This window comes from Selenomonas sp. oral taxon 126 (genome assembly GCF_001683335.1).
Classification (GTDB): Bacteria; Bacillota; Negativicutes; order Selenomonadales; family Selenomonadaceae; genus Centipeda.
This window is the reverse complement of the sequence record NZ_CP016201.1, coordinates 2,548,432-2,562,251: the sequence shown is the minus strand read 5'-3', so window position 1 is coordinate 2,562,251 and position 13,820 is coordinate 2,548,432. Positions and strand designations below refer to the sequence as shown.

14 protein-coding genes and 1 pseudogene are annotated in these 13,820 nt (G+C 58.3%); all 15 read left to right on the top strand.

What is annotated here, in order from left to right:
* Window positions 1-10: 10 nt before the first annotated feature.
* The 15 genes and pseudogenes from AXF19_RS11685 to nth all read left to right on the top strand — a co-directional run bounded on the left by AXF19_RS11685 (window position 11) and on the right by nth (window position 13,815).
* Window positions 11-1,831, top strand: a complete 1,821-nt coding sequence (locus AXF19_RS11685; protein WP_172837392.1) for a dynamin family protein — start codon at window positions 11-13, stop codon at window positions 1,829-1,831.
* A complete protein-coding gene (locus AXF19_RS11680) occupies window positions 1,818-3,632 on the top strand; it encodes a dynamin family protein (protein ID WP_066849141.1) in 1,815 nt (604 codons plus the stop codon). Before AXF19_RS11685 ends, AXF19_RS11680 begins: the two co-directional genes overlap by 14 nt.
* A gap of 68 nt (window positions 3,633-3,700) precedes the next feature.
* Window positions 3,701-5,374 (top strand): dynamin family protein, encoded by a 1,674-nt coding sequence (locus AXF19_RS11675; RefSeq protein WP_216634939.1) that lies wholly within the window; start codon window positions 3,701-3,703, stop codon window positions 5,372-5,374.
* A gap of 72 nt (window positions 5,375-5,446) precedes the next feature.
* The gene (locus AXF19_RS11670; RefSeq protein WP_066849135.1) at window positions 5,447-5,764 is read left to right on the top strand and encodes a hypothetical protein; all 318 of its coding nucleotides are present in this window, start codon (window positions 5,447-5,449) and stop codon (window positions 5,762-5,764) included.
* A 98-nt stretch (window positions 5,765-5,862) separates the two neighbouring features.
* Window positions 5,863-6,426, top strand: a pseudogene (locus AXF19_RS11665) (dicarboxylate/amino acid:cation symporter); the annotation flags it as partial.
* A 26-nt stretch (window positions 6,427-6,452) separates the two neighbouring features.
* The gene (locus tag AXF19_RS11660; RefSeq protein ID WP_066849132.1) at window positions 6,453-7,127 is read left to right on the top strand and encodes an NYN domain-containing protein; all 675 of its coding nucleotides are present in this window, start codon (window positions 6,453-6,455) and stop codon (window positions 7,125-7,127) included.
* A 99-nt stretch (window positions 7,128-7,226) separates the two neighbouring features.
* Window positions 7,227-7,712, top strand: a complete 486-nt coding sequence (locus AXF19_RS11655) for a hypothetical protein (RefSeq protein WP_084784891.1) — start codon at window positions 7,227-7,229, stop codon at window positions 7,710-7,712.
* 86 nt (window positions 7,713-7,798) lie between these two features.
* Window positions 7,799-8,428: a hypothetical protein gene (locus AXF19_RS11650; RefSeq protein ID WP_084784890.1), complete on the top strand. Its 630-nt coding sequence runs from the start codon at window positions 7,799-7,801 to the stop codon at window positions 8,426-8,428.
* A gap of 122 nt (window positions 8,429-8,550) precedes the next feature.
* Entirely contained in the window at window positions 8,551-10,209 is a 1,659-nt protein-coding gene (locus tag AXF19_RS11645; protein ID WP_066849125.1) for an FAD-dependent oxidoreductase, read from the top strand.
* Window position 10,210: 1 nt separating this feature from the next.
* The gene (locus tag AXF19_RS11640; protein ID WP_066849122.1) at window positions 10,211-10,549 is read left to right on the top strand and encodes an ArsR/SmtB family transcription factor; all 339 of its coding nucleotides are present in this window, start codon (window positions 10,211-10,213) and stop codon (window positions 10,547-10,549) included.
* Window positions 10,452-10,718, top strand: coding sequence for a 4Fe-4S binding protein (locus AXF19_RS14055; RefSeq protein WP_335674930.1), 267 nt, complete (start codon window positions 10,452-10,454; stop codon window positions 10,716-10,718). The genes AXF19_RS11640 and AXF19_RS14055 overlap by 98 nt, the downstream gene beginning before the upstream one ends.
* A complete protein-coding gene (locus AXF19_RS11635) occupies window positions 10,715-11,344 on the top strand; it encodes a 4Fe-4S binding protein (protein ID WP_066849119.1) in 630 nt (209 codons plus the stop codon). The genes AXF19_RS14055 and AXF19_RS11635 overlap by 4 nt, the downstream gene beginning before the upstream one ends.
* 190 nt (window positions 11,345-11,534) lie before the next feature.
* Window positions 11,535-11,807 carry an ACT domain-containing protein gene (locus tag AXF19_RS11630; protein WP_066849112.1) on the top strand — a complete coding sequence of 91 codons (273 nt, stop codon included), beginning with the start codon at window positions 11,535-11,537 and terminating at the stop codon, window positions 11,805-11,807.
* Window positions 11,808-11,858: 51 nt separating this feature from the next.
* Window positions 11,859-13,184 (top strand): PFL family protein, encoded by a 1,326-nt coding sequence (locus AXF19_RS11625; protein WP_442983848.1) that lies wholly within the window; start codon window positions 11,859-11,861, stop codon window positions 13,182-13,184.
* A 1-nt stretch (window position 13,185) separates the two neighbouring features.
* A complete protein-coding gene (gene nth, locus AXF19_RS11620) occupies window positions 13,186-13,815 on the top strand; it encodes an endonuclease III (protein ID WP_066849102.1) in 630 nt (209 codons plus the stop codon).
* Window positions 13,816-13,820: the final 5 nt, after the last annotated feature.

Below are 13,820 nucleotides of genomic sequence, written 5' to 3'. Positions count from 1 at the left end.
GGAGACATCTTTGCGTTTGGAGGAGTTTCGCAGTCTGCGTGAAAGCGCGGTCGGGTATATGCAGGAAATCAGGCAGCTGCTGTCAAGAGAAGGAGAGACCTATCAGGAGTATGTCTGCGTGCTGCAGCAGATGGAGCAGAAGCTCTCGTCAGATGCATTCGATGTGTTGATCGTGGGCGAGTTTTCCTCCGGAAAGACGACACTCATCAACGGCATTCTGGGAAAGGCTATGCTGCCGACCCACATCTCTCCGACGACGGCGGTCATCAACATCATCCGGTACAGCGCGCAGGAGTCTGCCCGTCTGATATTCCGTAGCGCACAGGAGCAGATGGTTCCCGTCGATGCGCTCGCCGACTACATCACATCCCTTTCGGAAACGGCAGATGCACGTGCCAGAGAGATCGACCATGTGATCCTCGGATTCCCGTCGCCGTTCTGTCGGAACGGTGTGCGGCTGGTCGACACGCCGGGGCTGAACTCAATGCACGAGGATCACGAGCGCGCTACGATGGAGTATCTGCCGCGCGGCAGTGCCGGTATCATGGCGATCTCTGCGCTGCAGTTCATGTCAAAATCGCAAAGGGAGTATCTGGAATGTTTCCGCTCCTATATGGGAAAAATGTTCTTCCTCATCACCATGGTGGATCAGATGGATGAGGATGATGATTTCGAGGAGAACGAGGACTATTTCCGCGAGACGCTCGCAGAGGTTCTGCAGAGACCGCCGGACGAAATCAAGCTCTACCCTGTCAATGCAAAGGCTGCGGAGGCGGGGGCGTGCGAGGGTTCGGGACTCGCTGCCTTCCTGCGGGACTTCGAGGCATTCCTGACAGCGGATCGGCTGGCGCAGGAGATGCTCTCCATCCCCGTGCAGCGCGTCTCTGACTATGTGCGCCAATATATCGCGCAGAAGCAGCTCGAGATGAATGCGGTATCTGTCCCCTATGCAGAGTTTGAACGCCGCGTGCAGGAGGCTCTGCCGCAGCGCTATGCCATCGAGCAGGAGCAGATCCTCGTCCGTGGGAGAATGTCTGCAGGCGTCCTCTCCTGCAAGAGCCGCATCCTGCATCACATGGAGTATGCCTATCGGGAGCTGGTGCAGGACGCAGCGGAGTTCGTTCAGGCGTATGCGGGGGATATCAAGCAGGATCTGTCCGGAGATCTGCAGAGATTCCTAAAGAAACGTACGGTCGCATTCTCGCAGACGGTAGATACCTATGTGCAGCGGGAATACGCCGCCCTGATGAGCGAGCTGCAGATGGCATCTCTGCAGCTGAACACGATGGTGCAGGACTATCAGAAGGGTCTCGGGATCGAGAATGTGACGGAGCTGAATCTATCAGATCGTGTCATCATCACGAACGACGAGGCGACGCTCGGGGGCATTGGGGTCGCCGGCGTAGTGGCTGCCGTGCTGGCGTCGGTACTGGGACCAATCGGCGTGGTTGCGGCTGTGGCGGCCTCGTTCTTCGGTCTTGATTCCGTGCGTCAGCATATCATCAAGATCGGACGGCGGAATGTGCTGCAGGACATCTCGGCACACGTGCGGCGCGACCTGCTGGCGCATGAGGGGAGCTTCAGACGGCGACTGGCAGATGATCTGGACAGTGCAGACGCGAAGCTCCTGCAGCAGCTCGAGGACAGCTACCAGGAGCCGTTGCGTGCAATCGAGCGCACGTTGACGAGGATTCGCTGCGAGCAGCAGGAGGCAGAGCAGGATGCAGCGTGGCGCCGTAGCGCGTTGGCAGCAGACCTGTCCTGTGCCAAGCAGCTTGCCGAGCGGCTCGTCCATGTGACGAGGGGGGTTGCAGCCGATGGAGGGCGATGAGATGGACGGATACCGGCAGCAGAAAAGACTGCTCTTGGCGCAGGGACAGGAAATGCAGCGCATGGCGGAGCAGCTTGCAGACGAGCAGGTGAAGGAGAACCTGCATACACTCATCCACACGCTGGAGAGCGAGCAGTTCTTTGTCACCGTGGTCGGTGAATTCAGCCGCGGCAAGAGCACGCTCATGAATGCGCTGCTCGGGGAGAACATCCTGCCCACTGCCATCCGTCCGACGACGGCAGTGCTGACCTTCATCCACCATGAGGACGGGAAGACGGCGCGAATTCATGACAGACAGGGACGATGCAGGGAGATTCCGTGGGACAGGAAGGCGTTCAAGGAGTTCACTGCGCTGCGCGATGTCGATGCCGGAGAGATCCGCTGCATGGAGCTGGGCGTTCCGCTTGCCGATATCCCGGAGGACATCATACTCGTGGATACGCCGGGGGTCAACGATGTCTCCGAGCAGCGCATGGATGTCACCTATGAGTACATCCCTGTCTCGGATGCCGTCATATTCGTTCTCAGTGCGAAACAGCCGTTGACACAGAGCGAGTGGCAGTTTTTGCAGGACTTCGTTGCAGAGAGTGCGATCCGGCATTTCTTCTTCGTGCTGAACTTCAAGGATGCCGTCGACGCGCGCGAGCTGTCCGAGGCTGTGGCGGATGTCAGGAGGCGGCTTTCGCACCTGATGCCGGAGGAGGAGATCCGGATTTTCCCGATCTCTGCAAAGGAAGCGCTTGCGGCAAAGGAAGAGGGCGATGCGCCGCGTCTGGACGCCTCGGGATACACGGCATGGTTCCAGGCATTCCGCACCTTCCTGCAAGGCGATGCGCGGCACGAGAAGAAGCTCGCACGATACAGGGAACACCTCGGGGGACTCCGGCAGATGCTGCTGGAACACGTCTCTCTGCGGGAGCAGGAGGCGCAGCTGGACCGCGCGGAGCGCATTGCCGTCGGGGAGGGGCTGCAGACGGAGAAGGAGCTTGCCGAGCGCCGCTTCGGCGAGATCCGCGTACGGCTGGAGAAGCTGCCCGCGCAGTGGGCGCAGGAGGTGCAGCGCCTGATCCAGGATGCAGGTGAGGACTTCATACAGGAACATCGCATCATGATCAACGCCGCCGAGCGGGAAAAGGACATCGTGCGCTATGCGGAGGAGGTGCTACCGCTCGCGCTTCAGCGGCACTGGAAGCAGTGGCTCGAATATCGGCAGGAGAAGCTCCTGCATCGTGTGAATGGAGACCTGCAGGCACTCGCACAGGAGTACTGTGATGCGTTTTCGGAGCGGCAGATCTTCTTCGACCTCTGCAAGCGCGCACAGGTGACGCCGCCGAGGCCACAGTCGGTGCAGATCGACGGCAAGGAGCAGATCGAGAGAGTGCAGCTCATCGGGCAGGTGGGGACTGCGGCGGTGATCGGCGGCATGGCGTTCGTCTCCGGCTTCGCACTGGCAGCGATACCACTGGTCGCCTTCGGCGGCAACAATCTCGGATCCTTCGTCACGCAGAAGTTCTATGTGGATGAGAAGCTGCGCGAACAGAGAGACTATCTGAAGGAGCAGCTGCCGCGACTCCTTGAAGATACGGCACAGATGATCGAGCAGGCGCTCCTGCAGGAGTTCCGTCAGAGTGCTGAAAAACTCTCTGCCACGCTGCGCCGTGACTTCGATCTCATGTGGCTTGCGATGGAGCAGCGGATCCGTGAAGACAGGGCGTCGCTGCAACGGGCAGATGCTGCGTATCAGACCGATCTGCGCGCCCTCGCCGATTGCAGATCGAACCTCCTGCTGCTCGGGGAGTGAGCGGGACGATGTGGTGGATTGCAGCCCTTGCGGCTCTCCTTGCTGCGGGGGTATGCCTGCATTATGCGGTGAGACGGTGGATCCGGCGCAGGAATCGTCTCCGCGAGGAGCGGTACTGGTGTGCGCTGGCAGAGGCGATGCAGGAACTGGCGGGGCAGGACTCCCCGCTCGAGGAAGTCAGGGCGGTGCAGGCACGGCAGAGGGATCTGGAGGAGCTTCGGGCGGCGGGCTCCGGAAAGATGATCCTCATGCTGCTCGGGGAATTTTCCTCGGGCAAGTCCTCCTTCATCAACGCACTGCTCGGCGAGGACGTGCTCACGACGAAGATCCGTCCCACGACAGCGGCGGTCACGATCCTCTCCTATACTGAGGAGGATGAGTATGCCGTCATCCACGATGCAGAGGAAGGGCGTACGCGGACGCTCAAGCTGGATGAAGACCGTCGGAACATCCAGTATCTGACGGCGATGACGAAGGATAAGGAGAACGCGGAGGCGCTACAGAAGATTGCATATGTCGAGCTGTTCCTGCACTGCGGCATACTCAGAGATTTGGACATCATCGATACGCCGGGATTCAACTCCGGCTATGAATGGCACTCCATCGCGACGCGAAAGTTCCTGCAGAAGGCGGATGTCGTCCTCTGGATGTTCCACGCCGCAAAGGCGGGGACGCGTACGGAGTACGAGCTGCTGCAGGAAACTGGAACCCGGCACAAGATTGCCATCGTCAACCAGGTCGACCGCATCCCTGCAAAGGAGCGTGCAGATGCCTATGCACATATCCGCGATGAGATACCGACAGAACTGTTCGATCAGATCTTCTTCGTCTCCTCGAAAAAGCCGAAGGACGCAGCGCCCTCGGAGGAGTATCGGAGGATTGCCGAGATCCGACGATACCTTATGACAGACCTTGCCGCGCAGAAGGAGCGGTACATCGCCGACCGCAAGGGCGGATTCTTCCGAGAGCTTCTGACTGCCGCAGACAGGGCGAGGGAACGGCTTCTCGCGGGGCATCAGGGACTGGATGCAGAGATGCAGACGCTCCTGCAGCAGATCAACGACGCCGAGAGACACCGTGTGGCACTTGTTCAGGCAGTGGAGGCGTTCGGGGAGTACAGGCAGGATGCAGTGCGGGCGGCTCTGAACGTGCAGTCCTACCTGCTGCCTGCCTTCTGCCCGCATGGAGTCAGGGCGACGGCAGAGAAGCTGGGGGCGGAGTCCTGCCGTATCGCTCAGATGCGCGGGGAATGTACGCGCATGGCAGAGGAAGAAAGAGCTTTGCATACGGTGTATGAGGAAAGTGTAGCAGCCTATGAGCCGCTCCGAAGGGCGTATGACGACAGCCCGATCAGCAATATCGCCGATCGGTTCTGGAACGCCGTAGCGAACAAGAACTTCACCGAGGCGAAGGACAATCTGGATCGTGCGCAGCGGGAGATGGAAAGCGCCGAGAGATCGTGGGAGAAGGCGAACAGGGAATACGGAGATCTCAGCCGTCTCCTCCGACGTGAGAAAGAGACATTTCATGCAGCCTGCCAACAGTTCGTCCGCACGTCTGTGAGCAGTCAGCTCGCGCGTCAGGAGAGAAGGGCGCAGGAGTTGCAGGTGGAGCGGGCAGCCTTGCAGAAGGTGTATCAGGAGAAGAACAGTGCGTACCAGCAAGGTATGTTCTTCCTCCACTATACCGCTGCTCTGGCAGATGCCCTGCATCATCTGCTGAGGATCTATCCTGCGCGGTAGCGCGGGATGGATGTCCTGCCCGCCCCGTTGCTTTCAAGGAATCGTTGATGTATATGCAAGGAGGTTGATACCATGTTTACAGGAGCAGAGGATCATGGGAGCGGGTCGCACACAGGCGGCAACGCTTATCTGCCGGGGATGTCGAACCACGGCTTCGGTGCATCGGCAATCGGACACGCCGATGCGTCCTATGCCGGACATCTGAGCCATGCAGGGCACGGACTGGTGCATACGGGCACCGACATTATCGGTCATGCCGCCTCAGGCGCGTCCCATGTCGGACACGTCGTATCCGGGGTCGGTCATGCCGTCGGTCATGCCGCCGCCAGTGTCGGGCATGCCCATGGCGCACATAGCACGCATGGCGGGCATGGATCGGGCAAGCACTAGGGAATTACAAGAGCCGCAATAGGAGCTGTTATACGAAGTTGTAATGATTTGACCCCTAAAAGTTAGGCTTATAGGATCTAACTTTTGGGGTCACTACATCGGGCAATGTGCTCTCCGTCATGCTTGTTGCAGCGGTTGCGGGACTTGGGCTTGCCTTTGCGCCGAAGACGGAGAATCGTGAGATGGTGCTGAAGGGCATCCACGGCTTGCAGGAACTCCTCTTCACGCTCATCCGCAGACTGATCGTCGTTCTTCCCATCGGCATTCTCGCCTTTGCCGCGCAGCTTGCGGCGCAGATTGAGGCGGGGCTCATCATCGGCTCGCTCGGTGTCTATACCGCCGTCGTCATCGGCGGGAACCTGATTCAGTTCTTTGTCGTCATTCCGTTCTTCCTCGCCGTGCGCGGGCTGAATCCCGTGCGCGTCTTCCGTCAGATGGCACCCGTCGTCGCCGTCGCACTCTTTACGAAGAGCTCTGCGGGGGCGCTGCTCGTGCCGCTCGCCTCGGCGGAGCAGCGGCTTGGCGCACATCCGTCCGTTGCACGCTTCGTCCTGCCCATCTGCACGACAATCAATATGAACGGCTGTGCCGCGTTCATCCTCGTGACATCGCTCTACGTCCTGCAGAATGCGGGGATGGAGCTGACGCTGGGGACATTCGTCCGAACCTGCCGCAGAGGAGATTCCTTGTGAAAATACATGCGTTTGTAGACGCGGAAAACATAGACGAGCGGCTTTTTAACAAGGGCTGCAGCGAACTCCGAAAAGAGCATGAACTGTTTCAGATTGACGTATTCGGCAAGGCGATGCCTACATGGGCGAGCGCGTATAACTATATCCCGTGCTTCTTTGGGAAGAACAGTGCCGACACCTTTATGACGGCGGCAATCGTACGCGCCGTGTATGAGGAGCCGCAGACAGACATCTTTGCGATCTTTTCGCATGATCGGGATTTCCTCCCCGCCATCAAGGTGATTACGGACAATCGGCGGCGCGCGATGATTGTGACCGAGCGTGGGATGAAGGAGTCTCATCTGAAGCACATTGCCGTCGATATGAACTATCTCGATAATATTGAGCTTGATCTCCTGAAAAAGAAAACGCCGGTTCAACCCCCTTTGACGGAAAATGAACGCAAGCGTTTGGAAAAGTATGAACTCACGACGTGTTTTTTGAAAACGCAGCAGGGAATCGTCGAAGTTCCCTTTGCAAACGGCATGGAGCTGATTCTCTTCGCCCGTATCATTCCTCTTGCACAAGTGCGCAGCGGCTATCCAAAGAGCAAACGGTTGCGGGATATCCTCGTGGAGAGTCATCTAAAGGTATTAAACGACAAGGTCTATATCGATACAGATCATCTATGAAAAGCCTCTGAATAATTTCGTTCAGAGGCTTTTCAGCGTTTTCGCCTATAATGCGCCATAGAATCGGAAGTTCATAAGGAATGTTTTTTGACAAAGGAGATGTGGATGATGTTCAGCTATGGAAAACAGATTGCGGGTATTGCGCTTGGTGTCAGCCTTCTCGGCTCTGCGGCGGCAGAGGCTGCTGTGCCGCAGGATGCGCTCGTTGTCGGCGGTATCGAATACGGAGCATCGGAGTCCTATGTCCGCAGCGTCTACGGTGCGCCGCGCGAGGTAGAGACGAAGTTCGACTCGATTTATGCAGGCGGTCAATGCGTCGAGTGGGAATACGGCAGCGACTTCGATATCGTCTTTGTCAATGATATGGTGCGCCGCGTAGAGATTGGTGCGCGCAACGGTATTCAGACGAAGGATGGTATCGCCGTTGGTTCCAATGTGAATGCGCTCGTTGCCGCATATGGTCAGCCGGATGCCATCCGCGGCGATAAGTACATCTACTATGCGGATGGGGATGCATCAACCGGATTTAGCTTCGAGATTGAGAATGGCCGCGTCGATGAGATCGATATGGGGGTCATCCGTTAATTTTTGGGGCATTTGAGGCGCAGGTTCACGATCTGAGCCGTCATCAGAGGGAATGATTTTGGGGGAGAGAATCATTGAATACACGGATGTGTGCAGCCTTTGTTGGGATTGCAGTCCTTGCAGGAGTGGCGGCAAGCCTTGCGGTGGATGCGTACCGCTCTGCGGTGACAGCGCCGCCCGGCGTGGACGGGGGGAAGCGCGTCACGATTGCGCGGGACTCTGTTGAGCAGACGCTCTCGGCGGATGATGCGGTCAAGCGCGAGGCGGAGGCTTTGCGTCAGCACCGCGCGGAAGAGCAGAATTCGGCGGCGCGCATTGTCCGCGAAGCGCTCGTGCTCGGCGACATTGCCTACGGTGCAACGGAGGCAGACGTGCGCGCGCGCTACGGCGCGCCCTATGAGACGGAGTCGGAGCGCTCCACGCGCTACGCCGGCAAACAGGTCGTCGAATACGAGTATGCGGATAGCCTGTCGCTCGATTTCGTGGACGGTCTCGTCCGCCTCGTCAAAATATCGGAGCGCAGTTCCCTCACATCAGGGAAGGGCGTCCGCATCGGGACGCCCGTGGAGGAACTGCGCCGCGTGTATGGCGAGCCGAGCATGATCTACGGAGAGGATTATATCTACTTCTCCGAGGAGGATCCGACCATCGGCTTTGCCTTTGAGATCGCACATGGTCGCGTCGAGGAGATCAAGATGGGGGATCTGGGACTCTGATCAGCATGATAGATATGATAATATTTTTGAGGACGGAGGGAAATCGTCCTCTTTTTTATTGACAATATAATCGTTATATCGTAATATATGAATATAGCGATTGCATTGAAGGAGATGGTGTTGTGAGCAAATATATCATTGTGGGCGGTGTTGCCGGCGGAGCAACGGCCGCCGCGCGTCTGCGGCGTCTGGATGAGACAGCGGAGATCATTCTGTTTGAGCGTGGGGAGGACATCTCCTTTGCAAACTGTGGGCTTCCGTACTATGTGGGCGATGTCATCGCTGAACGGGGGGACTTGCTCCTCCAAACTCCTGAGAAGTTCCGTGGGATGTATAACGTCGATGTGCGTGTATGCAGTGAAGTCACGCGTGTGAATACGGAAAATCGTACCGTAGAAGTGCGCTCTGTGGCCGGCGTATATACGGAAAGTTATGATGCGTTGCTGCTCTCGCCGGGGGCAAAGCCGCTGCGTCCGCCAATCCCCGGCATCAATCATCCGCGTATTGCGACGCTACGCAGTGTGCAGGATGCGGATCGCATTCGTTCCCTCGTCGGTACGGGCGGCAGCGTTGTTGTGGTCGGCGGCGGCTTCATCGGCGTAGAGCTTGCGGAAAATCTGCGTGAGCGAGGGCTGTCTGTTACTCTGGTCGAGGCGATGCCGCATATCCTTCCGATCTTTGACACAGATATGATTTCTCTGCTTGAGGTCGAGCTGCGTAGGCACGGCGTAGAGCTTGCGCTTGGGGATGGAGTTGCCGGATTTGAGGAGCAGGAGGATGGTGGGATCTGCGTACGTCTTTCCAGTGGACGTACGGTACATGGGGATTTCGTCGCGCTTGCGATCGGCGTGCGTCCCGACACCGCGTTCCTCGACGGGAGCGGCATTGCGCTCGGGGAGCGCGGGCACATTCTTGTCAATGAATATATGCAGACCAATATCCCTCATGTCTATGCTGTTGGGGATGCGGTGCTGACCCGCTCCGCACAGACGGGAAAAGCGACGGCACTCCCGCTCGCAGGTCCTGCGAATCGGCAGGCACGTCTGGCCGCAGATCGTATGGCAGGGGAGGTGCGTGCCTATCGCGGTGTAGTTGGAACTGCCGCGCTCAAGGTATTTGGTCTTACGGCAGCGGCAACGGGGCAGAACGAGCGAGCCCTCCAGTCAGCAGGGATGGTGTACGGAAAGGATTATCGCTTTACGGTGATTTTCCCACGCCATCATGTGGCCTATTATCCGGGGGCAAAGGAGCTTGCACTCAAGCTGATTTTCCGTCTTTCGGACGGTGTTGTACTGGGGGCGCAGGCAATCGGTGCAGAGGGCGTGGACAAGCGCATCGATGTTCTTGCCTCTGCCATCGGGCGGTCGCTCACGGTTGCGGATTTGGAAGAGTTTGAGCTGTCCTATGCACCGCCGTATTCCGCAGCGAAAGATCCCGTGAATATGGCCGGCTATGCAGCAGAAAATATTCTGCTGGGCAGGAGTATTCCGCTTCTCCCGCACGAGCTTTCGGCGGAACTTGCGGCAGGGGCAAGGCTCATCGACGTTCGCCCGCCGGAGGAATATCATGCGGGCGAGATTGCAGGAGCGCAGCGCATTCCGTTGCCTCGGCTGCGTGAGCGTCTGCATGAATTCGACCCGCAGGTACCGATCGTCGTCTGCTGCAAGATGGGGCTGCGCGGCTATCTTGCAGAGCAGATTTTGCGGGCGCATGGTCTCACTGTAAAGAATCTGGTCGGCGGCTATACCTACATGAAGATGCAGCATGAGGAGAGAAATTAAGATGGTAATTGAGGATCAGGAGCGTCTTGAGGAGGCCGCAGATTTCTTGCGGGCATTGGCGCATCCCGTACGGCTCTGTATTGTGCGGCGGCTTCTGCGTGAGGGGAGCTGTAATGTCTCCTATATGCAGGATTGTCTGGATGCACCGCAGTCCACCGTGTCGCAGCATCTGAGCAAGCTGCGCCAAGCGGGGCTGATCCGTGGAGAACGCAGCGGGCTCGAGGTTGCTTATCAGTTGAAGGATGAACGTGTTGCAAAGATCTTGCGTGCCCTGCTCTGTGGGGCAGACGAGGAGGGGGCGCCTCATGGGGACGAGGAAGCGGCCACTCCCTGTTGTTGAACGCGGAAGCTGCGTTGCCTGTGGAACGTGTCAGAGTGTGTGCCCACGTGGAGCAATCTCCGTTAGGCGCGGGCTCTATGCGGTGGTCGATCCTGCACGCTGCGTCGGCTGCGGTATGTGCAGTCGTGAGTGTCCGGCGGAGATCATACGAATGGAGGTGTGCACATGAGGACGAGGGGCAAGCGATGGTATCAATATTTTTGGATCTTCTCCATCGTGTATTTCTCACTGGGCTTTGTCAATATTCTGTTCGCATGGCTCGGTATGATCTGCTTTCTCACACCGCTCGCCTTTGCTTTGGTGGCGGGAAACAAGGATTACTGCAATCACTACTGTGATCGTGGACAGCTCTTTCAGCTGCTCGGCAGCCGTCTGCATCTTTCCGCACGAAATGAACTGCCAATGTGGCTGCGCAGTCGGCGCTTCCGCTATGGATTCTTGGCGTTCTTTCTGACCATGTTTGCCAATGTGATGGTTGTAAGCTATCATGCGGCGATAGGTGCTCCTCTGCGGGAGACGGTGACACTGTTCTGGCTGTTTGATGTGCCGTGGGGATGGGCATATGGCGGGGGCGGCGCGCCGTGGTTCGCGCAGTTCGCATTCGGCTTTTACAGTCTCATGCTGACCTCGGCGATCATCGGCATTTTGATGATGCTGCGCTATCGTCCGCGTGCATGGTGTGTCGTCTGTCCTATGGGAACGATGACACAGGCGATCTGTCGCGCCAAAGCGCCGCAGGAGGCGCACGGTGATCGTCAGACGAAGGGGATACAGGAGATTTGTGATAACTGCTGATCGCTATACGAGAAAAGAGCTGTCAAACGAAAAACGGGTTCCCGTTTCGTTTGGCAGTTCTTTTTGCGTAGAAAAAACGCCGAGAGCGCATAATTATTGACGCTATCGGCATTTTCTGATATAACTTAGTGTATGCTGCGCGCGGCGAAGAGCGGCGTTGGCGTATATTTTTCGATGAGGAGTGACGACGATGAAGCTGGTTGTGACGATTGTCGGGCGGGATCAGGTCGGTATTGTGGCAATGGTGAGCGGGATTCTTGCGGAGCAGCGCGTGAATATCATGAATGTGAACCAGAATATTATGGATGGTTTCTTCAACATGGTCATGATTGCAGAGATGCCTGATGATGCCGATATTCGCTTGAAGGATTTGCAGGAACTCCTGCGGAAAAAGGGCGAGGAGCGCGGTCTCCAGATCAAACTCCAGCATCAGGACATCTTTCAGGTCATGCACAGTGTGTGAGCGAGGAGCAGCAGAGTGATTACATTTGAGGACATCCGCGAAACAAATCGGATGATTACGGAGAACCGTCTCGATGTGCGCACAATCACGATGGGAATCTCCCTGCGTGACTGTGCACATCCGAACATCGACAAGTTCTGCCAGAATGTCTACGAGAAGATTACGCGCTCGGCGGAGTATCTCGTGCGTACGGGCGAGGACATTGAGACGGAGTACGGCATCCCCATCATCAACAAGCGCATTTCTGTCACGCCGATTGCGATTGCGGCGGACGCGTGTCAGACGGACTCCTTCGTACCCGTCGCAGAGGCACTTGACCGTGCAGCGAAGGCGGTCGGCGTCAACTTCATCGGAGGCTTTTCCGCGCTCGTCGAAAAGGGGATGACACACGGCGACCGCGTGCTCATCGACTCGATTCCGCAGGCGATGGCGGCGACGGATATCGTCTGCTCCTCGGTGAACATCGGTTCGACGAAGGCGGGCATCAATATGGATGCCGTGCGTGAGATGGGCGAGACAATCAAGCGTACGGCGGAGCTGACGCGCGAGCAGGAGGCAATCGGCTGCGCGAAGATTGTCGTGTTCTGCAATGCGCCGGGAGACAATCCGTTCATGGCGGGCGCGTTCCACGGCGTTGCCGAGGGCGACCGCGTCATCAATGTCGGGGTCAGCGGCCCCGGCGTCGTGAAGCACGCGCTTGAGGATCTCAAGGGCGCGGACTTCACGGAGATTGCGGAGACGATCAAGCGCACGGCGTTCAAGATCACACGCGTGGGTCAGCTCGTTGCACGCGAGGCGGCGCGCCGCCTTGGCGTGCCGTTCGGCATCATTGATCTCTCGCTTGCGCCGACCTCGGAGGTCGGCGACAGTGTGGCGCGCATTCTCGAGGAAATGGGGCTTGAGGCGTGCGGCGCGCCCGGCACGACGGCAGCACTTGCGCTCCTCAACGACGCGGTCAAGAAGGGCGGACTTATGGCGAGCTCCCATGTCGGCGGGCTCTCGGGCGCGTTTATCCCCGTCAGCGAGGATGAGGGCATGATCGATGCCGTACAGCGCGGCAGCCTCTCGATCGAGAAGCTCGAGGCGATGACCTGCGTCTGCTCGGTCGGCCTTGATATGATTGCGATTGAGGGCGATACGCCCGCCGCCACGATTGCGGCAATCATTGCGGATGAGGCGGCGATCGGCATGGTGAACAACAAGACGACGGCGGTGCGTGTCATTCCCGTTCCGGGCAAGAAGGTCGGCGAGGGCGTATCGTTTGGCGGGCTCCTCGGCTATTCGCCGATTGTGCCCGTGCGCAGCGGATTCAGTTCGGCAGCCTTCATTGCGCGCGGCGGACGGATTCCGGCGCCGACGAGGTCGCTGACGAACTGATATGAGAGTAACGAAAGCCATCAAGGCGGAGCAGCTCCACATCCTCCGCACTCTCTATCCCAATGCAAAGCCTGCGCTGGAATTCAAGACGCCGTTCGAACTCCTCATTGCGGTGATTCTCTCAGCGCAGTGTACGGATGTGCGCGTGAATATCGTGACGAGCAGACTCTTCCCGCGTGCGAATACGCCGGAGGCAATTGCCGCGCTTGGGCAGGAACAGCTCGAGGCAGCGATTCACGACTGCGGATTCTTCCGCATGAAGGCGAAACACATTTTGGAGACCTGTGACATCCTCCTGCAGGAGTACGGCGGCGAGGTTCCGGCAGACTTTGAGGCGTTGCAGCGTCTCCCGGGCGTCGGACGCAAGACGGCAAATGTCGTGATGAGCGTCGCCTTCCACGCACCCGCGATTGCCGTCGACACCCATGTCTTTCGTGTGGCGAACCGTCTGCGGCTTGCCGTCGGCAAGACGCCGCTCGAGGTGGAGAAGGGGCTGCAAAAGGCAATCCCGCGTGAGGATTGGAGCGATGCGCATCACTGGCTGATCCTGCACGGACGTCAGCGCTGCAAGGCGCGCAAGCCGCTCTGCGGGGAGTGCCCGCTCGCACTGGTCTGTCCGAGTGCCATTTAACTGCA

Excerpts from the sequence above, each read along its gene's own strand:
- AXF19_RS11680 (WP_066849141.1), top strand. The coding sequence starts at position 1,818 with ATGGAGGGCGATGAGATGGACGGATACCGGCAGCAGAAAAGACTGCTC.
- AXF19_RS11670 (WP_066849135.1), top strand. The coding sequence starts at position 5,447 with ATGTTTACAGGAGCAGAGGATCATGGGAGCGGGTCGCACACAGGCGGC.
- AXF19_RS11655 (WP_084784891.1), top strand. The coding sequence starts at position 7,227 with ATGTGGATGATGTTCAGCTATGGAAAACAGATTGCGGGTATTGCGCTT.
- AXF19_RS11650 (WP_084784890.1), top strand. The coding sequence starts at position 7,799 with ATGTGTGCAGCCTTTGTTGGGATTGCAGTCCTTGCAGGAGTGGCGGCA.
- AXF19_RS11640 (WP_066849122.1), top strand. The coding sequence starts at position 10,211 with ATGGTAATTGAGGATCAGGAGCGTCTTGAGGAGGCCGCAGATTTCTTG.
- AXF19_RS14055 (WP_335674930.1), top strand. The coding sequence starts at position 10,452 with ATGAACGTGTTGCAAAGATCTTGCGTGCCCTGCTCTGTGGGGCAGACG.
- AXF19_RS11635 (WP_066849119.1), top strand. The coding sequence starts at position 10,715 with ATGAGGACGAGGGGCAAGCGATGGTATCAATATTTTTGGATCTTCTCC.
- AXF19_RS11630 (WP_066849112.1), top strand. The coding sequence starts at position 11,535 with ATGAAGCTGGTTGTGACGATTGTCGGGCGGGATCAGGTCGGTATTGTG.
- AXF19_RS11625 (WP_442983848.1), top strand. The coding sequence starts at position 11,859 with ATGATTACGGAGAACCGTCTCGATGTGCGCACAATCACGATGGGAATC.
- nth (WP_066849102.1), top strand. The coding sequence starts at position 13,186 with ATGAGAGTAACGAAAGCCATCAAGGCGGAGCAGCTCCACATCCTCCGC.